The sequence below is a fragment of the Lacibacter sp. H407 genome, from assembly GCF_037892605.1.
Classification (GTDB): Bacteria; Bacteroidota; Bacteroidia; order Chitinophagales; family Chitinophagaceae; genus Lacibacter.
The window spans coordinates 246,183-266,383 of record NZ_JBBKTU010000002.1 but is presented as its reverse complement, the minus strand read 5'-3'; the positions used below and the strand labels follow the sequence as shown (position 1 = coordinate 266,383).

Here is a 20,201-nt window from a genome sequence, read left to right as displayed (position 1 = left end):
TACAGCTCCATCACTCTCCGCCGCTGGTGCACAAGCACCCGAAACCATTACACGATAGACATAACCACTCATTGCAACAGTTGGCTTCTCGATTTCCAATGTCGATGGATTGGCATCTGTATTTGCATATATACCAGCCAATGAAATATTTGTATAGCCGCTTCCTGTATTTACCTGCCATTGATACGTTAAAGGACCCGTACCGGTAGCTGATGCAGATAAAGATGCGTTAGTTCCGTATGTAATCGTGCTATTAACAGGACTTGATGTAATTACTGGTAATGCGTTTACTGTAAGCACACCACTTTGTCCTGCAGACCAGAAACCTGAAGTTCCACCATACTGATACTCGCATTCATTCAACTTATAGCGGAATGTATAATAGTAGGTACCAGGCGCTAATGATGAAAGAGTTCCTTTGTACTCATCATTATTATTACTTATACCACCTTGACCATTGTATGTTGCAGAAATCCATGTTCCCCAAGTTGAGGGATCGGTGTCTGTTGTACTATAACCAAGTTCCGCAATAATATTGGCACCTGCCCCTGCTGCTTCTGTTACGCCTGCTGCGTATACTTGTCCATACACATCAAAGCTTTGATTGGTACAAATTGTACCAGATGGAGGGAACTGAAGATTTACAAAACTGAATTTCTGCTTTACAGTTATTGTACCAGTTGCCGTTGCAGCTGTACATCCATCAGGGCCTGTTGTTGAAACAGTATAATTAAAAATACCGTATTGTGTAGGAGTACCCGAAATTGTAAATACGCCACTGTTATAGCTTCCTGTTAATCCGGTTGGTAAACCCATAACACCTGCGCCGGTTGCACCTCCGCCAATAGAATAGGTTATGGCGTTTATGGCCACGCCATCACAAACTGTCTGCAAATTATTTGCAGAAGTAAGGTTGATGGTTGGTGGTTGGTTTACAGTAAGCACTCCAATATCCTGTGCATACTGCAAATCACATCCATTAAATGAATAACGGAAAGTGTAATAATAAGTTCCAACAGATGGAGCTGTAAATGCGTATTGATATTCATCATTATTACCTTCACTGCCGGCACTGTTAAATGATGCTGCATACCAGGTAAAAGAATTTGTATTATTGGTGGTACCCACTCCAAATTCTGCAATAATGTTTGGACTAGCCGGACCATTACCCGGTGTTACTTCGGGTTCATACACCTGGCCAAATGCATTGAGTGGCTGGCCAAGACAGAGCGTACTGGTTAACGGAAACTGTAAATTAACAACATCAAGTTTGCTCTTAACTGTTATAGTACCTCCCAAGCTTTGTGTAGTACAACTATTACCAGTAGTAGTAACGGTATAGTTAAAAGTTCCAAATTGAACCGTTGGCGTACCACTGATAGTAACCGTGTTTCCAGAAATACTTTTTACCACACCATTAGGTAACCCTGAAACATTTACGTTTGCGGCCCCGCCTCCTATCGTATAAATGATCGGTTCAATTGGAAGCCCTTCACAAATTGATTGGGAAGTAGAGCCGGAGTTATAAGAAAGCGTATGATTCGCATTTACGGTTAGAACACCGCTAACATTTGCTCCACCCCAAAAATTACCACCGCCGGCACTGTAACCACCGTATTGCCATTGGCAGCCATTTAATGAGTAGCGGAATGTGTAATAATATGTACCGGGTGTTAATGAAGAACCAAAGCTTGCCTGATACTCGTCATCATTGCCAACCTGAGTATTATATGTTGCGTTTGACCAATTCGCTTCAGGCCATGTGGAAGGATCAGAATTTGTATTATTATAGCCGATTTGTGCAATGATACCAGTACCCGCTCCATTTGCTTCAGTTACACCTGATTCATATACTCTTCCATAAGCTGTGAAATTTCCTCCTTGACAGATAGAAAATGAAGAAGGGAATTGAAGATTGGCATAATCTAATAAGCCTTTAATTGTAATAGTACCCGTTGCTTGAGCTGCAGTACAACTATTTCCCGTAGTTATAATTGTATAATCAAAAATACCTTCTTGCGAAGAGGTTCCGGTTATCGTGAACACTCCGGCATTAAAACTACCAGATAAACCATTTGGCAAACCTGTAATATTTGCGCCAGTTGCGCCTCCTCCTACATTAAAAGTAATATCTGTAATTGCAGTATTACGACATACAGTTTGATTATTTGAAGTTGAACTAAGATTAATTGAATGATTGGGGTTAACTATTACATTTGGTTGGTTACCTGGATTAAGATCAGTTCCGATTCCTGGATATTTAGTTCCTGTAAAATTTGACCCTACCCACGCCTCTGTTATCCACACATATGGGTTTATAGGTGTAATTGGAGCGATAGCGGTAAAAGTAATAAACACAGATTCAGTCGGATCGATTCTATTGTTATTGTTGTCATTGCCATTTGCATCAAATTCAATAAAGCCAGGTGTGGCTGTACTTACAGTCCAATCTGGAGAATTAGATGTTATTACGATACCTGTATATCCCGAGGGAATTGCGATTCTGATAGAGCCTAATCTTGCATTCTGACCAGTCGGTGTTTCTCCCGGCCCCGTAGTAGTATTATTTTTTATGGTAATTGTGTAAGACGCATTAGTTCCGGCGCAAATCGAAATAGGATTACTTGTAATAGATGCACTAAAGAACAACGCATCTGTGAATGTAGTAACAGCAACAAGTCCAGAACTTTGACCTGTGGCGGTTAGTGTAAATGTTACTCCTAGATGATTTTCTTTGATTAGAAATTCTTTACTATATATTTTCCCATCTGCATCTGCTACAACTATTAAATCATGTGGAAGTAAACAAGTTGTAGGTTTGGGTTCTTCATCTACATCTAATTTAACTGTCTCACCTGGCTGCCAGCCTGTTCCAGTTATTAGAACTGTATCACCTGGTTGGTAATCCGGTTTATCTGTTGTCACCGTCGCCTGCCCCACAACCCCATTCATCATCCCCACACTCATCACGAGCATAGCGAAACGAAGCAGCAGTTTTTTAGATTGAAACAGGAAATAAAAAGGAGTAAGCAGTGCAGAGATAGCACGCTGGTTAACTGACAAGCATAGCAGTTGTTGCATAAACAGAGGTTTTAATGTGGGTGGTTAGGCAAGGAAAGAAGGATCGTTGGCTGGTCTTTCGGAAGGAGTGGATACAACAACAATTACACAGACATAGCTATGCAATGCACAATCAATTGAAGTTCGATCTTAAAAGGTAATGGAATGTTTCAGAGGATTGGGATGGCGGATTAAACAGTTATAAAAGAAACTGTTTCAAATACATGAACTGTGAAAGTAGAAGAAATAAACGGTTCATGCAACATGTGTAACAGATTTTTTTTTGCCTTATATGTCTTTCAATACGCTCCGCAATGCCACAAAGAGCCTGTTGTTCGCATCTTTTCAAGGCTTAGTTTTGTTGTTCTCCATGATGGATCTTCAATCAACACCCGGTTATCAACGTATCGCTTCCTGGCTTGCAGAAAAAAGTAAGCAACCCTTTGCATTTCAGGAAGAAACATGGCATCATATTGCCAATGGCGAAAGTGGTTTGGTGAATGCACCAACCGGCTGCGGAAAAACCTATTCCGTTTTTCTCGGGTCGCTCATCCGTTTTATCAACCAACATCCACACAACTGGCAAAGCAAATCCAAGAACGGGTTACAATTGATCTGGATCACTCCGTTACGGGCGTTGGCAAAAGATATTGGGCGTGCCATGGAAGAAGTGATTACTGAACTCGGCATGCAGTGGAGTGTTGGCATCCGCAATGGCGATACCACTACTTCAGAACGGGCCAAACAAAAACGTCAACTGCCCGAAGTACTCATCATTACGCCCGAAAGTCTGCATTTATTTCTTGCATCAAAAGGTTATGGTGACGCATTCAAAACCGTACTGGTAATTGCGATCGATGAGTGGCACGAGTTGATGGGAAGTAAGCGAGGTGTGCAGGTGGAATTAGCGCTCAGCAGAATAGTCAATAATCAATCGGCAATGGGCAACAGTAAACCAATGATCTGGGGCATCAGTGCAACGATTGGAAATTTAGAAGAAGCAAAAGAAGTGCTACTGTCAACACTTAATCAAGAAGGAAAGATTGTAAAGGCTAACATGAAAAAACAGATCGTTGTTGAATCTGTATTACCCGATGAAATGGAAAATTATCCATGGGCAGGGCATCTTGGTTTGAAACTCATCCACAAAGTAATTCCGATCATTGAGCAGAGTACCACTACTCTCATCTTCATCAATACAAGAGGCATGAGTGAACGCTGGTACCAGGAATTATTGAATCATGCACCACAACTTGCCGGAGCGATTGCCTTGCATCATGGTAGTATTGAACAGGAACTTCGCTTGTGGGTGGAAGAAGCATTGCACACAGCGAAACTGAAAGCGGTCGTGTGTACGGCTTCACTGGATCTGGGTGTTGATTTTCGTCCGGTCGAGACCGTTATACAAGTAGGTTCACCGAAAGGTGTGTCCCGTTTTTTACAACGTGCCGGAAGAAGCGGTCATAGTCCCGATGCAGTGAGTAAAATATATTTTCTGCCTACGCATTCACTGGAGTTGGTGGAAGCAGCGGCGTTGAAAAGTGCGATCGATGAAAATTTGATTGAAAGCAAAGAACCGATGTTGCTTTGTTTTGATGTGTTGATCCAATACTTAAATACATTAGCGATCTCGGATGGCTTTCGTCCGGATGAATTATTTTATGAGATCAAATCAACGTATTGTTTCCGTGAACTGGAACAACAGGAATGGAATGATGTGTTACAGTTTTTGGTTGAAGGAGGTAAAGCATTACAACAGTATGACGATTATAAAAAGATCGAGATCATTGATGGACTTTATAAAATTCAAAGCAGACGATTGGCGATGCGTCATCGTATGAACATTGGCACTATTGTAAGCGATGTGATGCTGAAAGTAAAAATGGTAAGTGGGGGATTTGTGGGTGTGATCGAAGAATATTTTATCAGTCGTTTAGAACCTGGTGATTCATTTACATTGGCAGGGCGAAATCTTGAATTGGTACAGATCAAAGACATGACTGCTTTTGTACGTAAGTCAACTTCAAAGAAAACAATCGTACCCAGCTGGAATGGCGGACGAATGAGTTTAACCGCCAACCTTGGAAAAAAATTAAGGGAAACATTTAATGAGGTTGCTGAGCAAGGGCGCACAATGGGTCGGGGCGCTCCAAGCGACCTGAATCATAGTACTGTTTCAAACTCCGGGTCAGACCACGCTGAGGCGTGGGCCGACCCTGCTCCCGAACTCATTCATCTGTCATCACTTTTTCAACTCCAACAACAACTATCGCATATTCCAAAAGATGATGAGTTGTTGATCGAGCAACATGAAAGCAAAGAAGGATATCATTTATTGGTGTATCCCTTTGAAGGAAGACAGGTACACGAAGCCATGAGTGCCATCCTTGCTTATCGTATTGGAAAACTTGCACCGCTTACCTTTTCCATTGCCATGAACGATTATGGTTTTGAATTACTCTGCGATCAACCGATACCGGTAGATGACACCAATGCCGCTGATCTGTTTACACTCGACACACTTACGGCCGATATGCAACGAAGTGTAAATGCAACAGAAATGGCACGACGGAAATTCAGAGACATTGCCGTGATTGGCGGACTGATCGTACAATCGGCTCCGGGCGAACGTACAAAAGCGAGACACTTGCAGGCTTCCGCCAGTTTGTTATTTAATGTGTTTAGTGAATATGATTCGAAAAATGTATTGCTACGGCAAGCGTACCAGGAAGTATTTGATCAGCAAATGGAAGAAGTGCGATTGCGGAATGCATTTGAACGAATTCAACAAAGCAAGATCATTCTTACATTTCCACAACGGTTCACCCCCCTCTCCTTCCCCATTATTGCAGATGGATTAAACCGCAACAATCTCTCCAGTGAAAAACTGGAAGACAGGATTCGGCGTATGCAGGCGCAGTTGAATAAAGCATGGTCATCATAATTCGATTACTGAAAAAAATGATCACAATTTTCCTTTCAAAGTATTTCTGTCATTGAAAGCAACTCATTTTCTTACTACATTTATCAAAACAACCAGCATGCTCAAAAAGATCCTTTATGTACTCATCGCTGCATTGGTGATCATCCAGTTCATACGTCCTAAACAAAAGGTATCGGCCGGACCATTTCCAAATGATATCAGTACAAAATTTGCCGTGAATGATAATGTTGCGTCCATTTTAAAACAATCCTGTTACGATTGTCACAGCAACAACACTGTTTATCCATGGTATGCCAATGTGCAACCGGTTACCTGGTGGCTGCAGGATCATGTGGATGAAGGAAAAAAAGAATTGAATTTTTCTGAGTTTGCAACGTACACCGCCAAACGTCAACGGAAAAAATTTACAGAGATCATGGATGAAGTGAAAGAAGGAAAGATGCCGTTGGAAAGTTATACCTACATCCATAAAAAATCGATCCTTACTGCCGAACAAAAAGAGGCCTTGTACAAATGGTGTGAAGAGAATTTAGCAACACTTCCCCCTGCTGAACCGGCGCAGCAATCAGACAAAGCCAAAGTTGAAAATAAATAACAAAAGCCCCTGTTGGGGCTTTTGTTTTACATAAAAATTTATTGTGTCAAATGTTTGCGTTGCACTGCAAACAAAATAAGAAAGATGATCGCAATAAAAAATCCGAACAGCGACGCCCATACATCAATTACAACAGCGGTAAAAACGGGCAACATTAATTCGCCTGCAGTGTAAACGGCAAATCCTCTTTTTTTCAGTTTGCGCATTTGAAGTACCCCAACAATGCAAATGGCTGCTGCCAGTAAAGAAACCAGTAAGAGAGACATCCGATGCTCATATTGCTTCAGCGTTGCATCGGCCGACCACTTAAAAAAACTACTGAATGGTTTCATATCGGCACTACGCTCCAGCTTTCTTGTTTCGGGTAAGGATTGCACACTATACGCAATAGTAAAATAGCTGATGACCGCACCAAAAATCTGGAATCCACTTCCAATAAAACTAAGTATGCTGAGTACATTGATCCCTTGCGGTACAGATGGTTTTGTTTCCATTGGAGCCTGTAAATAATCCCGTTGTTCCTGCATGTAATTTTTTGTTCAAAATAAATCAATTCATTGGATTGTTGAAACGAAAAAAGCAGGGCTTACATTTGCATCCCATGACACAGCAGCCCGTTCGCTTTCAACTACAGCAACAAACGCTCTGGCTTTCGCCGGAGAGCTGCCTGTTTTGGGAAGAGGAAAAACGGTTGATCGTGTCGGATATTCATTTTGGCAAAAGTGGCCACTTCCGGAAAGAAGGGATAGGCATTCCGCAAACTGCTTTTAAAGAAGACCTGCAGCGATTGGTCGCACAGGTTCAGTTCTTTCAACCAAAAGAGTTGATTGTAGTTGGCGATTTTTTTCACAGCCATATGAACAATGAAATACGGTTGTTTGAAAAATGGCGGAAAGACATTTCGCACCTGCCGATTCATTTGGTGAGAGGCAATCATGACATCTTGAATGATCAATGGTATGCTGCCAACGAAATTTCCATACAGGAAGGAACGATGGATCTGCATCCGTTTCAGTTTACACACGAACCTCCCGTTACAAAAAAAACCGCATCATCTGAGCAACCGTATCTCTTTACCGGTCACATACATCCGGGTATACGGATCGAAGGTTTTGCAAAACAATCGTTGCGTTTCCCGTGTTTTTATTTTGGTGAAGAGTATGCGGTGCTGCCTGCCTTTGGGCGTTTCACAGGCACACATGCACTAAAGCCAAAGAAGAAAGACAAAGTGTTTGCGATAGTCAATAAAAGCATCATTGAATTACAATGATCGTAAGGGCATCGCAGAAGTAAAACGACGGTGAATAATTTTGTAAATAAAAAATACAAGATGTCTGACGTCTTAGCGACATCCTGATATCTGAAGTCTGGTAGTCGTCAGGACATCGCAGATGTCAGACGCCGGTAAATAAATTGAAAATTTCAAACCAAAGATGTCTGACGTCTTAGCGACGTCCTGATATCAAAAAACAAAAATCATCAGTACAAAAACCTTACATATTGCCCACGCTCCCATTTATGCACATCCATTACCGGAAGGGCATCGGTTTCCTATGTTGAAATATGAGCTGATACCCGAACAACTGATGCATGAAGGAAGTATAACTGCTGCTAATCTTTTTGCACCAACAGTTTGTGCTGATGAAATTGTATTGCTTACACATACAGAAGAATATCTCACCAAACTGAAACAACAAACCCTTTCAGCAAAAGAGCAACGACATATCGGCTTTCCTCAATCGCATGAACTAACAGAACGGGAACTCATCATTACGCAGGGAACGATTGATTGTTGTATGTATGCATTGAAAAACGGAGTGGCCATGAATATAGCAGGTGGTACGCATCATGCATTTGCTGACAGAGGCGAAGGGTTTTGTCTGTTAAATGATTTTGCAACGGCAGCCAATTATTTGCTGCATCAAAAGCTGGCGAAGCAAATACTTATCATTGATCTGGATGTACACCAGGGAAACGGTACAGCAAAAATCTTTGAAAATAACAGCAAGGTGTTTACGTTCAGTATGCATGGTGCTCACAACTATCCTTTTCATAAAGAAACCAGTGATCTTGACATTGGATTGAAAGATGGTACTGACGACAGCATCTATCTTCCACTGCTGGAAAACACATTGAACATGCTGATCGAAAAAGTAAAACCTGATTTTGCTTTTTATTTATCCGGTGTTGATATTCTTGATACGGATAAATTCGGCAAACTGAAAGTGAGTATGCAGGGTTGCAAACAGCGTGATGAAATGGTGTTTACGAAACTGCAACAACACAATATCCCTTGTACTGTTGCAATGGGTGGCGGTTATTCAGCCGATGTAAAAATTATTGTGGAAGCACATTGCAATACGTTCCGGTTGGCGAAAGATATTTACGGTTTGAATTAAGAGTAGAAATCAATTGACGTCAATCTCGACTGCGCTCGATTGACTTGTACCGTGGTTCGACTCCACTCACCACTCACTACTCATTTCTTTCCACTAACTACTATCGGCTCACAACTGACTTCTCTTCTTCCTCAACTTTTGCGAATCAATAAAGAAGATCATACGTGCAGTAAATTCATTTCCCTGTGGTGTAAACAAAACACGACCTGCATTGCTCCAGTAGTTTTTATGTCGATCGCCATCAATTGGGAAATCATTTGCCAGCCAGTTTTTCCAACCAATAATAAAACGGCTGCCGTAATTGAAATCCCAGGTATAGAACACATCCATATTCCACACGTTGAAATTTTGATCCTGCCCCGGAATAAATGCCCGATCAATATACCAACCGTCCTCACTCACATTGTAGAAGCTGGCATACTTAACACGGCTCCAGTAATGGCGTGCACGCAACGTAACATTCATGCGGCTGGTGAAATTATAAATACCACTGATGAGTGTGGTTACATCTGTCTTCCTTCTTCTTCCAATAATTGGTTCGCCGTTTGTTTCACGCATAAATGCATAGCCAAACTGTCCACGATCGTCCATATAATTCCAATCAATATCCAGACTCAACCGGTCACTGAAACGATAACGCATACCCGGATGAACAATGATGTACGGATCATTTTTGATATCAACTGATTCAGCAAAACCAAGCGTTACCCGTGCAAACAAACGCTTGCGGCTGTCGGTACTTCCATTCAACCGCATAAAACCCCAAGGCACCTGTCGCATAAACCGACCGGGTGTGCGTAATTCGAAATAATTTTTTTGCCACAGTGGTTGATAAGTTGCATTCAAACTCAGATCCCAGAAATTTTTAAAGAACCAAAACGATCCGGCATTGTACTGAATATTTGTAAACACAAACGGTTTATACAACATTTCGTGACGTACAGTTAAACTGAAATTGTACGAGTTGAATTTATCCGTTGGTGTTAATTGATTATAACTGATGCGTACCTGATGGTTCACTTTATTCGGCGCACCAAGAAAACCAAGATCGTTTGGATCATAACGATCACTCTCTACATTACTTAAGAAGTTATACTGAATTTTACCACTTACTTTTCCAACACTCAATACACTTTTAAATCCACTGTACGGATTGGGCCCCATGATCTTACTGTAATCAAACTTTCCCTGGAAACCATATTGATTGGTTTTATCAAACAGAAACAGATCAAGCCCGGTAACATTTGCATCTCTGCCCGCACCATTCCGTGTAACATTTGCATTGGTGAGTGTTATCGACGAACGCCCTTTCAATGCCTGGTCCAATACAATAAGATTATAGTTTGTAAACGGTTCCGTCTGGATACGTTCAACTGTTTTGGTATTGGTATTTTCAATTTCTGCAAACATGGGTGCAGCAATTGCATTGAACACACCGATGCCCAGTTTCTGTTTGGTACGTCCGGAAAATTTTGTTGCGTTCAACAATTGCACTACACCGGGATTGGAAAGAATTCGTGTACTGTCAGTTGAACCTTTACTTCTTGCATTGTAATAACCGGATGGGGTAGCTCCTACTCTTCTCGAATAAAACAAACCGGCTTTATTGAAGATCTCCGTTCCTTCGGTGAAGAAGGGACGGTTCTCCTGGAACTGTACTTCAAAAGGAGAAAGATTGTTGATGACGTTATCGCTGATCACTTGGCCGAAATCGGGGATCAGGGTCATGTCCAATGTAAAACTTTCATTCACACCATACTTTACATCCATACCACCATTGCGTAGAAATTCATTCACTCTTCCCTGCGATGTAGGTGTAGTTCTGTAACCGGCCGTAACGTATGGAAGAAAGGATAACCGAAGTGGTGGTTCAAGATTTTCTAATCCATTCAACCGGCCGAATTGATTTACAAAACCATTTTCATTGGGGTTGATGTTGTTCCAATACGAACTTTCATTGCTTCTGCGTACATAACGTTGAAAATTCAACCCCCAATCCTGTTTTTCTTTTTTTGCGAAGCGAAGTGAGAAGTAGGGAATTTTCATTTCAACCACCCAGCCATCTTCGTGCATGGTTACTTTGCTTTCCCACACTGCATCCCAACTGTAATCACTCGGCGGACCAAATTGCGAGGAACGGTTAGGACTTAAACGTCCATCGCTCTGTACATTTCTGCTGGTTACCACAAATTGAAATCCATTCTGATCATCATTGTATGTATCAAAGAAAACAGAAAAATAATCGATATCCTGCTGGCTTTCTTTATCACGGGCTGTTAACTGTGTACGCACTTTGGATGGATCATCGTACAAATAAGCACCGATGTAAATATTGCTGTTATCGTACACCACATATACTTTGGTGCGATGCGCAGACGCTTCGCCATAATTGGGGCTGTTGACAACAAAATTTTCAGCTACGGGTGCATTTTGCCAGATGGCCTCATCGAGTATGCCATCTAATTTGGGAGCTTGTAACACTTTACTGGCCTGAAGCGAACGCTCCGGCTCATTACCGGCAAACAAAGAAATGGTGGCAAGCAGCAATACAAAGGACAGGATCGATTTTCTCATTACGGCTGCAAACTATTATAAAAAAGCCGCTCATACAGTTGAATTTGTATGAGCGGCTATATGACTTGCTCCGGCTTTAAAGCCGGAGCAAGTCATTAATTCATTTTCTTTTTCAGATTGTTTACCTGATCCTGCAGGTTACTCACTAACGATGCAAGATTGGTTACATCCCAGCGCTGTCCCTGATTTACACGGCTCAACACCATTTGTGCACTCCAGAATTCCAACACATCTTCGGCATTTACATTGTATGGTTGATAAGCAGGATTATCGCTCACCAATGTGAGTTTATTTTTGCTTCGATTACTTTTTAATACACGCTTGTACACTACCCCTTCCGATTTGCTGAGAATGATGTACGCATTGTTATTCTTTACATCATCGAGGTTCTGTACTTTTTCTCCTACAATTACACTGCCGCTGGGCGTTGGCAACATACTATCCCCCACAATTTCAAAGGCACGGTAGGTGCCACCACTGAGCATGGGCAATGTAAAGGTGTTGAGTTCGTCCAGAAATTCCGGATCGGCATAGCCGTTGAGATAACCGGCGGCGGCTTTTACCGGAACAAAATGGATCACATTGTGTTCGCTGGCCATCTTCATCATACGGCGCTTGGCGAGGTAACTGCCTTTTGTTTCGCTGAGATCTTTCCGCAACAGATCATCAATACTTACCTTGAACAGATCACTTACGGTTTCGAGCACGTCGTAGTTCGGCTCTGCACGTTCTTCTTCATACGCACCTACAAGCGAACGCTTGATACCGATCTTTTGTGCAAATTCTTCCTGTGTCCATCCACGCAATTTGCGCAGGTATTTGAGGTTTTGATTGGCAACGGCCATGGTCTGCTAATTTTATTGGAGCGAATATACTAATTATTTTAGTTTGAAAAATATTTGTTTTTCCCCGCCAGATGCAGAGAATAAATTTTCGCCACAGATGGACGCAGATGAACACAGAAAGAAATTGAAAGCTGCCGTGTCGGAGAGTAAAGTCAGGCCGCTCAAAGCGGCCAGACTATGTAAATAAAAAAAATGCTGCGTTAAAAAATTCTTCTTACGATTTAGCACAGAAATATTTCTTCGGCAATTTGTACTTGTTGAGCAAATGTGGATGTAAGCAATTTTGCCAACTCCTCAATAAATCAGACTTTTACGTGAGCCGACAAAGCTGCATAGAATTGATTTCGTACAAGAGTGCGACGCCAATGCAGCTACATAGTAATAACTTTGCCGGTAACAAAAAGAACAAGGGAACTGAACGAACATGGCTAAAGCAAAAAAAACAAAAGAACAACCCATCATCCTCATTACAAACGACGATGGTATAACAGCACCCGGCATCCGCAACCTGGTGGAAGCAGTAAAAGATCTTGGAAAAATAGTAGTAGTGGCGCCGGATAAACCGCAGAGTGGAATGGGGCATGCGATCACCATTGGTTCGCCGCTCCGGTTGCAAAAAGTACACCTGATGGATGATGTGGAAACCTGGCAATGCAGCGGTACACCTGTTGATTGTGTGAAACTGGCGGTAGACAAAGTACTGCATCGCAAACCCGATCTTTGTTTGAGTGGCATCAACCACGGTGCCAACCACAGCATCAATGTAATTTACAGCGGTACGATGAGTGCGGCCATTGAAGCAAGCATTGAGAGTATTCCGTCGATTGGTTTTTCGCTGCTCAATTACAGTATGGAAGCCGATTTTACCGCCGCAAAAAAATATGCCCGCTTACTGGTGGAGCAATTACTGAAACGAAAACTGGATAAGCATTTTTGTTTGAATGTGAACTTCCCGAATGTAGATGTGAGCCTGATCAAAGGTGTAAAGGTTTGCCGGCAGGCGTATGCCAAGTATGTGGAAGATTTCAACGAGCGGAAAGACCCTTCGGGAAAAAACTATTACTGGCTTACCGGCGAATTTAAAAACTTCGATAAAGGAAAAGATACCGATGTTTGGGCGCTGGAACACAATTTTGTAAGTGTAGTTCCCGTTCAATTCGACCTCACCAACTATCAATTAAAAGAGGATTTAGAAACCAAACTCAAATTCTGATGCTGAAACTTGACAAACTGCCCTTTGGAATTGTACTGGGCGCCCTCGCTCCCATTCTTGGCCTCGTGATCTACTACTTTATTAAAACTCCTTCCATTACGTTTGGAGAGTTTGTAGAATATTTCTTTAAAACAAAAGCAATGCTGACGGCTGTTGGTAGCTTATGCCTTATTGCCAATATTGTATTGTTTACCATCTTCATTAACGGACGGCGTGATAAAACAGCCATCGGTATTTTTATAATGACGGTGATGTACGGACTGATGATCCTGTATGCAAAGTTTTTTATGTAACCGTTGATTCGTAATTGATTTGTTGATGCGAATGATGGAGTACTAAAGCAAAAGAGCATTCAGGTTTGAATGCTCTTTTGCTTATTATCTATTGTCAATTGTCTATTCTGTTCGCTTCACGCAATTTTCTTCCTGCTTTCTTCCACACCATTTCGATTGTAGAAAATGATCAAGCGGAGTTTACCGGCTTCATTGTATAATTTCCACTGGCTGATGCGTTCGCCGTTTTTATAAGCACCTTTCCACACACCATCTGTTGTACGGTGCATCCACACGCCATCACGTAATCCGTTCTTATAATAACCGGAATCTTTTGTAATGCCGTTATCAAAATAGTTGAGGTATAAACCATGATGCAGACATTCGTTGAATACAGGATGGTAGTGTTCCGGATCGCTGTTGTTGGCCGATACGAGTTCCTGCAGATCGGTCGTCCGCATTTTGCGTTGTTGAATAAACGAAGAGCCGGCGTGTAAAAACTTTACCGCATCTCTGCCTTCTTTTTTATAACGTGCGGTGATAGCGTAGGTATAAAGTTTTGGATGATTCAAACTTACTTCCCGTTTGATGCGATGAAACAGATCGGCATTGTAAGTACGCACAGCGATGAGTTGTCCGGCACTGTTCCATACTTTCCACTCGCCATTGGGAATACCTTTTACAAGTTGTCCCTGATCCATCGGTTGTCCGTTGGCATACGCACTTTGCCAGGCACCGTTTAACTTCCCTTTTTTTACGATACCTGTAAAATGTGCACCGTTGGAGGTTTCGCCTGTAATTTTTCCTTCGCTCTGCAGTTGAAACGGGTAAGAAGAAAACAAGGATTTGCCAAAGGTAAATACAGAAATGTCGACGGGATGCATGGGTGGATTACCGGATGCATGGACTTTGAGCTGCGCATTGGAAAACAATCCTACTACCAATGCAAGTAATGTGAAGATTGGTTTTTGTATCATATGCCAAATTTCTGCTGCAAAAATAAGGCATACTAACGATTGATAGGAATGATTTTTATCGTGGTTTCTATGACCTGTATCATATTTTTTAACAAAAAAGGGTTGCTTTTTTCAAAGCAACCCTGACACGACTTTTATGTATTCTGTTTTATTACTTAATTTTTAACAATTGCTGTTTCAGCGATAACACGAGTGTTATTTTTGATGTTGAAGACAGCCATTTTTGATGTTTTAGAGCTGATCACTTCGAAGATGACACCTACACCGTCCAGTTCATCTGTGTTCAACTGGTATTTACGTGTAATGTTTACTCCGTTCACCACTTCCTGATGAAGGATGGTTCCGAACTCATCTTTCACTACTACTACAAACTTTTCAATTTCCTTGTTGTTGAAGTTGAGCTGGAATACAGGTTGATTGTCTGTACGTCCGATCAATTTTAATTCAGCTGCAGGAGTTGAATCATTGTTGTTGTTAGCGAAGGCGGTGAATCCTGTTGTTACTGCTAAAAAGGTAAATAAACCGATTACTGCATTTTTCATTGTCTGTTTCATGTTTCTTATGTTTTAAATTTTTACGAATACTGTTACATTTTCTACAGGCAAGTATCGCAGTAAGTTTGGGGGCAAGTATCGCTTGGAGCAAGCTGTGTTGTCAATTGATTTCCGGAGATCGTTGGTACGGATGAAAGCAAGTGTGTTGCTTGATTGACAATACAAAAGTAAGCCCCCGCAAATTCCTGCACAAGTCAAGAATCGGTTCATTTTATGCCCTTAACTTTCTGAACAAAATCTTAAAACCCTTGCTGGCAAAGGGTTTCAGAAAACATTTTGTATGACGCCCAAGCATCATTTCCGCAATGTTATTACAATGTTATCAGCCTGAAAACGCAGAAACAAGCAAGCCGTTTCAGTACATTATCTTTGCAATCCATGGGCCATCGACTATGGACTATCACCATCAACACATGAACTATTACATTATAGCAGGAGAAGCAAGCGGCGATTTACACGGTAGTAATTTGATCAAAGAATTACATAAGCTTGATGCTACAGCAAATATCCGTTGCTGGGGTGGAGAAAAAATGCAGGCAGCCGGTGCTACATTGGTAAAGCATTACCGTGATCTGGCATTTATGGGTTTTGTAGAAGTGATCACAAACCTTCGCACCATTTTTCAGAATCTTGCATTTTGCAAAGAAGATATTCTGGAACATAAGCCTGATGTATTGGTATTGATCGATTACCCGGGATTCAATTTACGCATTGCCAAATGGGCAAAAGAAAATAATATCAAAGTGATCTATTATATTTCACCACAGGTATGGGCATGGAAAGAAAACAGGGTGAAGATGATGAAGCAATGCATTGATGAAATGCTGGTGATACTTCCATTCGAAAAAGAGTATTACAAAAACAAATGGAATTGGGAAGTACAATATGTTGGTCATCCATTGATCGAAGAAGTGGAGCGTGCCACACATGAACCGGTTACACTAACTCCCGGAAAACAAATTGATACCGCAAAAAAAATCATTGCATTATTACCCGGCAGCCGCAAGCAGGAAATATTAAAAAAACTACCGGTGATGCTGGAGGTGAGCAAAGCATTTACCGATTACCAATTCATTGTTGCAAAAGCACCCGGATTAGACGCTTCGTTTTACGATGAGTTATTGCAGCCGTTCAGTAATGTATCATATGTAAATAATCAAACCTATGCCTTGCTGCAACAATCAACTGCTGCATTGGTAACATCGGGCACCGCTACATTGGAAACAGCGTTGTTTGCAGTACCTGAAGTAGTTTGCTACAAAGGCAATGAGATCAGTTACCAGATCGCAAAACGATTGATCAACATCAAATACATTTCGTTGGTTAACCTCATCATGGATCAGGAAGTGGTGAAAGAATTAATTCAACATGAAATGAATGTGTCGAATCTTGGTAATGAACTCAGCAACATCTTACCCGGCTCTTCCAAACGTGAAGAACAATTACAACACTATCAGCAATTGAAAGAGAAATTACAAGCCGGCGGACATGCATCAGCAAAAGCAGCAAAAGCGATCGTTGATTTTCTACAGACAAAATAAACCACTTGCTGTTTTCCCGTTTATTTAAATAACGGAAGAATTACCCAGCGAAACAACATCACCAGCATCGCAAACAGAAATACAAAAATAGAAATTCGGTTGATGCCGTGCATGTATTTCATCCAGTCCGATTTCTGTTGATTGGGATCTGGCTTTTTCAAGTATAAATATTCGGCCATTTGACGGAGGACACCCATGAGCTTTTATTTGTGTAACAATGCAAATTACAGAAATGTTGTGCGGTTATGATTTAAATCATAAAAAAAATAAGCACACAATTCTACTTTCAACCCGGTTTTAAAACGATTCGTTTAACAAAAAATCAAAACTATATGAAGTACGTTTCATTCCTGGCCGCCGGGATTCTTTCCCTCACTATTTCCTGCAATTCAGCAACCGAACAACAAGATGCCGGCACAACAGATGCTGCGGTAAGTGCTGCCGGCCAATCGGCGGTACAGGATGATGATTCGCAGAAAGATGTGGTGAAAGTAGCCGTTGGCAGTAAAGACCACACTACATTGGTTGCTGCACTACAAGCAGCTTCATATGTGGATGTATTGAGCAATGCCGGACCGTTTACCGTGTTTGCTCCTACCAATGCTGCATTCGATCTGTTGCCAAAAGGCACACTGGATGATTTGCTGAAACCGGAAAATAAAGACAAGCTTCGTGACATTCTCGAATACCATGTATATGTTGGTGTGTTGAAAGATGCACTGATGGGTGACGGTATGAAATACGGAATGGCAAACGGACAAAACATAACACTCGGTAATAAAGATGGAAAGATGACCGTGAATGGCGCCAACATTATTGCAACTGTTCCTGCATCGAACGGAATTATTTATGTAACCGATGCTGTTTTACTTCCTCCTGCTCAATAACCCTCGACGATCAATACGAGAAAAGGCATCCAATGGATGCCTTTCTCATTATGATCATTATTCAATCAATAAATCGATTCCTGTTGCGGCAACTGTGCAATATTGATCTGCATTACTGTAGCAATAGATAATGCCCGTTGCTTTGTTTGTTCTGCTTTTTCGCCTTCAAATAATTCATCCACTGTTGTTGTAAACAACTGCAGCCAGCGATCGAAATGCTCTTTCTTCATCGGAGCTTGTTTATGCAGGTTCATGTGAATACGCATCGGATTACCTGTATAGCCACCGGTATGAAAAATAATATTCTGCCAGAAATCATACATCAATGGCAGATGCTTTTCCCAATCAACCTGTTTTACTTTATTGAAAAAGAAACCAATGGTTTCATCGGGTTTTACTTTATCGTAAAATGTATTCACCAACAGTATTACATCGTCACGTACCTCAATATCTTTTTTCATCGTTGTTTATTTTATAATTAACATACTGAAATCTGTAATTGCTTTCACCGAATGTGGTTCATTTGCTTTAAACGAAAACAGATCACCTTTTTTTAACCGGTGCGCCACGCCACGTAACATGAACTCACATTCGCCTTTCTGCACAATGCAATATGCATCTGTTTTTGACACATGCGGTTTCAACTCCTCTCCTTCCGGAAGATTCAATAGCAGTATATGCAACCGCTCATCTTTATAAAGTGCGGCCTTTGTTGTTTTTTCAAAATGAACATGATCGCTGATATTTCCGTTATGCATACAATTTGTTTAAAGATCCTTTGATTGAAATTTGCGTAACGAGGCCCACACCGGCAACACTGTCCACAGCAGCAACACAAAGCCAGACAGCAACATGCCCATTCCACCACCAAAAAACTCACTGAACACAGCACCGGTATAACCCATTAATGCAGAGATATCGAGCTTGAGTAACAGTAATATCCTTGACAGATCAACAGGATTGAGCATACTGAGTGCGATCATTGGTTTTTCCAAGGGATAATCGCTGAACTGAAACAGCAACAGCAATACCACTGCATCATAGATCAATGTAAAGAAAAACCAGAGCAATACTGCCACACCAATGCCTTTTGCTTTATCTCTTGTTCTTACGGAAGCGTACAATGCAATACCTGTAAAGATGAGTGTTTGAAATACACCCGATAAAATAAGGGTGAGACCGGCTGAAGTTCCATCGTAGATCATTACCGGAATACCTACGCCAACTGAAAATGCCAGCAACATCGACAATGAAAGTCCAAAATAAATACTCAGCCAGAGTGATTTTCGCTTTAACGGTTGCGCCACCAGCAATTCAATAAACTCCGATGAGTTGTACACATAGATGGTTGAAAAAATAATACTCACAAGGGGAATAAAAATGAGCACCAGGTTCATTAAACTCATAATGCCTTTGGTGGAATTTGCATCCATATTAAAAATGCCGAGCGACATAGCAAGTAAAAAAACAGTGTATGCCATGATGATCCGGTTACGGATGAGATCCAGCACTACATATTTGATAATGGTACGCATAATTTCTATTTCAAGTGTTCGTTTTTATTTTCTTAATTGCCACTTAGTATAGTCATAAAAATCAGCATCGCCACTGGCATAAATTAGCTTGCTGATTTTTATGCCTATTTCATGATTTGAGCAATCGCTTTCGCCAGTTTTGTTTCCCCTGTATCTTCCTGCAATTGCTGGAGTGATTTGTGAAACTGTAATTTCCCTTCCTGCATATAAATGATCTCACTTACCACATCGTCCAGTTCACTGAGTACATGCGATGTAATGAGGATCAGTTTCCCTTTTTGTTTTTCTTTGATGATCTTTTGTTTCAGTATTTCAGAAGCAACGGGATCAAGTCCTGCGGTTGGTTCATCAAGGATCAACACATCGGGGTTAAATAAAAATGCCAGTGATGCACTTACCTTTTGGCGTGTACCTCCGCTGAGCGTACGCATTTTTTTCTGCATCAATTCTTCCAGTCCAAATGCGGCGATCAATTCTTCATCCGTTGTTGTTACATTTTTACGGATATCCCGCATCATCGAAAAAACCTGTGCAATACTCATGTTCTCCGGATAACGTCCGATCTGCGGCATATAACCAATTCGTTCCCTGTAATTCCATGTATGCAGAATATTATCCTGATCGAATGTAATAAAGCCACTATCGGGCACCACCATACCCAGTATTGATTTGATGAGTGTGGTTTTTCCACTTCCATTCGGACCAATGAGTGCAATGGTTTGTCCACGCAAGCAATTCACACTCACATTATCGAGAGCTTTTAGTTTGCCGAATGTTTTTGTTACGTTATTGGCGATGATCATGT

At 41.3% G+C, this 20,201-nt stretch carries 19 protein-coding genes; 8 read left to right on the top strand and 11 right to left on the bottom strand.

Annotated features, from left to right (window positions below; genetic code table 11):
- The coding region (locus tag WG989_RS20405) for an immunoglobulin domain-containing protein (RefSeq protein ID WP_340431970.1) at positions 1 to 3,081 on the bottom strand (3,081 nt) is incomplete at its 3' end.
- A 271-nt stretch (positions 3,082 to 3,352) separates the two neighbouring features.
- Between WG989_RS20405 and WG989_RS20400 the strand changes: the two genes are divergently transcribed.
- Both WG989_RS20400 and WG989_RS20395 read left to right on the top strand, forming a co-directional pair.
- The gene (locus tag WG989_RS20400) at positions 3,353 to 6,004 is read left to right on the top strand and encodes a ligase-associated DNA damage response DEXH box helicase (RefSeq protein ID WP_340431969.1); all 2,652 of its coding nucleotides are present in this window, start codon (positions 3,353 to 3,355) and stop codon (positions 6,002 to 6,004) included.
- Between the two features lie 97 nt (positions 6,005 to 6,101).
- A complete protein-coding gene (locus tag WG989_RS20395; RefSeq protein WP_340431968.1) occupies positions 6,102 to 6,599 on the top strand; it encodes a heme-binding domain-containing protein in 498 nt (165 codons plus the stop codon).
- Between the two features lie 38 nt (positions 6,600 to 6,637).
- On the opposite strand, the gene WG989_RS20390 is transcribed toward WG989_RS20395, so the two are convergent.
- Complete coding sequence (locus WG989_RS20390) at positions 6,638 to 7,126, bottom strand: hypothetical protein (RefSeq protein WP_340431967.1); 489 nt, start codon at positions 7,124 to 7,126, stop codon at positions 6,638 to 6,640.
- A gap of 74 nt (positions 7,127 to 7,200) precedes the next feature.
- On the opposite strand from WG989_RS20390, the gene pdeM reads away from it, so the two are divergent.
- Both pdeM and WG989_RS20380 read left to right on the top strand, forming a co-directional pair.
- The gene (pdeM, locus tag WG989_RS20385; RefSeq protein WP_340431966.1) at positions 7,201 to 7,869 is read left to right on the top strand and encodes a ligase-associated DNA damage response endonuclease PdeM; all 669 of its coding nucleotides are present in this window, start codon (positions 7,201 to 7,203) and stop codon (positions 7,867 to 7,869) included.
- Positions 7,870 to 8,152: 283 nt separating this feature from the next.
- Complete coding sequence (locus WG989_RS20380) at positions 8,153 to 8,998, top strand: histone deacetylase family protein (RefSeq protein WP_340431965.1); 846 nt, start codon at positions 8,153 to 8,155, stop codon at positions 8,996 to 8,998.
- Positions 8,999 to 9,106: 108 nt separating this feature from the next.
- On the opposite strand, the gene WG989_RS20375 is transcribed toward WG989_RS20380, so the two are convergent.
- Positions 9,107 to 11,572, bottom strand: a complete 2,466-nt coding sequence (locus WG989_RS20375; protein WP_340431964.1) for a DUF5916 domain-containing protein — start codon at positions 11,570 to 11,572, stop codon at positions 9,107 to 9,109.
- A gap of 95 nt (positions 11,573 to 11,667) precedes the next feature.
- Complete coding sequence (locus tag WG989_RS20370; protein WP_340431963.1) at positions 11,668 to 12,417, bottom strand: XRE family transcriptional regulator; 750 nt, start codon at positions 12,415 to 12,417, stop codon at positions 11,668 to 11,670.
- Positions 12,418 to 12,841: 424 nt separating this feature from the next.
- On the opposite strand from WG989_RS20370, the gene surE reads away from it, so the two are divergent.
- Both surE and WG989_RS20360 read left to right on the top strand, forming a co-directional pair.
- Entirely contained in the window at positions 12,842 to 13,630 is a 789-nt protein-coding gene (gene surE / locus WG989_RS20365; RefSeq protein WP_340431962.1) for a 5'/3'-nucleotidase SurE, read from the top strand.
- Positions 13,630 to 13,923 carry a hypothetical protein gene (locus WG989_RS20360; protein ID WP_340431961.1) on the top strand — a complete coding sequence of 98 codons (294 nt, stop codon included), beginning with the start codon at positions 13,630 to 13,632 and terminating at the stop codon, positions 13,921 to 13,923. The genes surE and WG989_RS20360 overlap by 1 nt, the downstream gene beginning before the upstream one ends.
- Positions 13,924 to 14,039: 116 nt before the next feature.
- Here the strand turns inward: WG989_RS20360 and WG989_RS20355 are convergent, their stop codons facing one another.
- Entirely contained in the window at positions 14,040 to 14,879 is an 840-nt protein-coding gene (locus WG989_RS20355; protein WP_340431960.1) for a toxin-antitoxin system YwqK family antitoxin, read from the bottom strand.
- 155 nt (positions 14,880 to 15,034) lie between these two features.
- Positions 15,035 to 15,433 (bottom strand): hypothetical protein, encoded by a 399-nt coding sequence (locus WG989_RS20350; RefSeq protein ID WP_340431958.1) that lies wholly within the window; start codon positions 15,431 to 15,433, stop codon positions 15,035 to 15,037.
- Between the two features lie 413 nt (positions 15,434 to 15,846).
- Here WG989_RS20350 and lpxB point away from each other — a divergent pair, with 413 nt between their 5' ends.
- Positions 15,847 to 16,974 (top strand): lipid-A-disaccharide synthase, encoded by a 1,128-nt coding sequence (gene lpxB, locus WG989_RS20345; RefSeq protein WP_340431957.1) that lies wholly within the window; start codon positions 15,847 to 15,849, stop codon positions 16,972 to 16,974.
- 20 nt (positions 16,975 to 16,994) lie between these two features.
- On the opposite strand, the gene WG989_RS20340 is transcribed toward lpxB, so the two are convergent.
- Positions 16,995 to 17,171, bottom strand: coding sequence for a DUF6728 family protein (locus WG989_RS20340; RefSeq protein ID WP_340431956.1), 177 nt, complete (start codon positions 17,169 to 17,171; stop codon positions 16,995 to 16,997).
- A 135-nt stretch (positions 17,172 to 17,306) separates the two neighbouring features.
- On the opposite strand from WG989_RS20340, the gene WG989_RS20335 reads away from it, so the two are divergent.
- The gene (locus WG989_RS20335; protein ID WP_340431955.1) at positions 17,307 to 17,861 is read left to right on the top strand and encodes a fasciclin domain-containing protein; all 555 of its coding nucleotides are present in this window, start codon (positions 17,307 to 17,309) and stop codon (positions 17,859 to 17,861) included.
- A gap of 65 nt (positions 17,862 to 17,926) precedes the next feature.
- Here the strand turns inward: WG989_RS20335 and WG989_RS20330 are convergent, their stop codons facing one another.
- The 4 genes from WG989_RS20330 to WG989_RS20315 all read right to left on the bottom strand — a co-directional run bounded on the left by WG989_RS20330 (position 17,927) and on the right by WG989_RS20315 (position 20,199).
- Positions 17,927 to 18,322, bottom strand: a complete 396-nt coding sequence (locus WG989_RS20330; protein WP_340431954.1) for a group III truncated hemoglobin — start codon at positions 18,320 to 18,322, stop codon at positions 17,927 to 17,929.
- Positions 18,323 to 18,328: 6 nt separating this feature from the next.
- On the bottom strand, positions 18,329 to 18,619 hold the full coding sequence (locus WG989_RS20325; protein WP_340431953.1) for a cupin domain-containing protein: 291 nt from the start codon (positions 18,617 to 18,619) through the stop codon (positions 18,329 to 18,331).
- A 9-nt stretch (positions 18,620 to 18,628) separates the two neighbouring features.
- Positions 18,629 to 19,396 (bottom strand): ABC transporter permease, encoded by a 768-nt coding sequence (locus WG989_RS20320; RefSeq protein ID WP_340431952.1) that lies wholly within the window; start codon positions 19,394 to 19,396, stop codon positions 18,629 to 18,631.
- A 104-nt stretch (positions 19,397 to 19,500) separates the two neighbouring features.
- Entirely contained in the window at positions 19,501 to 20,199 is a 699-nt protein-coding gene (locus WG989_RS20315; protein ID WP_340431951.1) for an ABC transporter ATP-binding protein, read from the bottom strand.
- Positions 20,200 to 20,201 lie beyond the last annotated feature (2 nt).

What these genes read in the sequence shown, in the direction of transcription:
- WG989_RS20390 (WP_340431967.1), bottom strand. Translation starts at nt 7,126, where the DNA reads ATGCAGGAACAACGGGATTATTTACAGGCTCCAATGGAAACAAAACCA.
- WG989_RS20370 (WP_340431963.1), bottom strand. Translation starts at nt 12,417, where the DNA reads ATGGCCGTTGCCAATCAAAACCTCAAATACCTGCGCAAATTGCGTGGA.
- WG989_RS20375 (WP_340431964.1), bottom strand. Translation starts at nt 11,572, where the DNA reads ATGAGAAAATCGATCCTGTCCTTTGTATTGCTGCTTGCCACCATTTCT.
- WG989_RS20320 (WP_340431952.1), bottom strand. Translation starts at nt 19,396, where the DNA reads ATGCGTACCATTATCAAATATGTAGTGCTGGATCTCATCCGTAACCGG.
- WG989_RS20325 (WP_340431953.1), bottom strand. Translation starts at nt 18,619, where the DNA reads ATGCATAACGGAAATATCAGCGATCATGTTCATTTTGAAAAAACAACA.
- WG989_RS20340 (WP_340431956.1), bottom strand. Translation starts at nt 17,171, where the DNA reads ATGGGTGTCCTCCGTCAAATGGCCGAATATTTATACTTGAAAAAGCCA.
- WG989_RS20350 (WP_340431958.1), bottom strand. Translation starts at nt 15,433, where the DNA reads ATGAAACAGACAATGAAAAATGCAGTAATCGGTTTATTTACCTTTTTA.
- pdeM (WP_340431966.1), top strand. Translation starts at nt 7,201, where the DNA reads ATGACACAGCAGCCCGTTCGCTTTCAACTACAGCAACAAACGCTCTGG.
- WG989_RS20400 (WP_340431969.1), top strand. Translation starts at nt 3,353, where the DNA reads ATGTCTTTCAATACGCTCCGCAATGCCACAAAGAGCCTGTTGTTCGCA.
- WG989_RS20335 (WP_340431955.1), top strand. Translation starts at nt 17,307, where the DNA reads ATGAAGTACGTTTCATTCCTGGCCGCCGGGATTCTTTCCCTCACTATT.
- surE (WP_340431962.1), top strand. Translation starts at nt 12,842, where the DNA reads ATGGCTAAAGCAAAAAAAACAAAAGAACAACCCATCATCCTCATTACA.
- WG989_RS20330 (WP_340431954.1), bottom strand. Translation starts at nt 18,322, where the DNA reads ATGAAAAAAGATATTGAGGTACGTGACGATGTAATACTGTTGGTGAAT.
- lpxB (WP_340431957.1), top strand. Translation starts at nt 15,847, where the DNA reads ATGAACTATTACATTATAGCAGGAGAAGCAAGCGGCGATTTACACGGT.
- WG989_RS20380 (WP_340431965.1), top strand. Translation starts at nt 8,153, where the DNA reads ATGTTGAAATATGAGCTGATACCCGAACAACTGATGCATGAAGGAAGT.
- WG989_RS20360 (WP_340431961.1), top strand. Translation starts at nt 13,630, where the DNA reads ATGCTGAAACTTGACAAACTGCCCTTTGGAATTGTACTGGGCGCCCTC.
- WG989_RS20395 (WP_340431968.1), top strand. Translation starts at nt 6,102, where the DNA reads ATGCTCAAAAAGATCCTTTATGTACTCATCGCTGCATTGGTGATCATC.
- WG989_RS20315 (WP_340431951.1), bottom strand. Translation starts at nt 20,199, where the DNA reads ATGATCATCGCCAATAACGTAACAAAAACATTCGGCAAACTAAAAGCT.
- WG989_RS20355 (WP_340431960.1), bottom strand. Translation starts at nt 14,879, where the DNA reads ATGATACAAAAACCAATCTTCACATTACTTGCATTGGTAGTAGGATTG.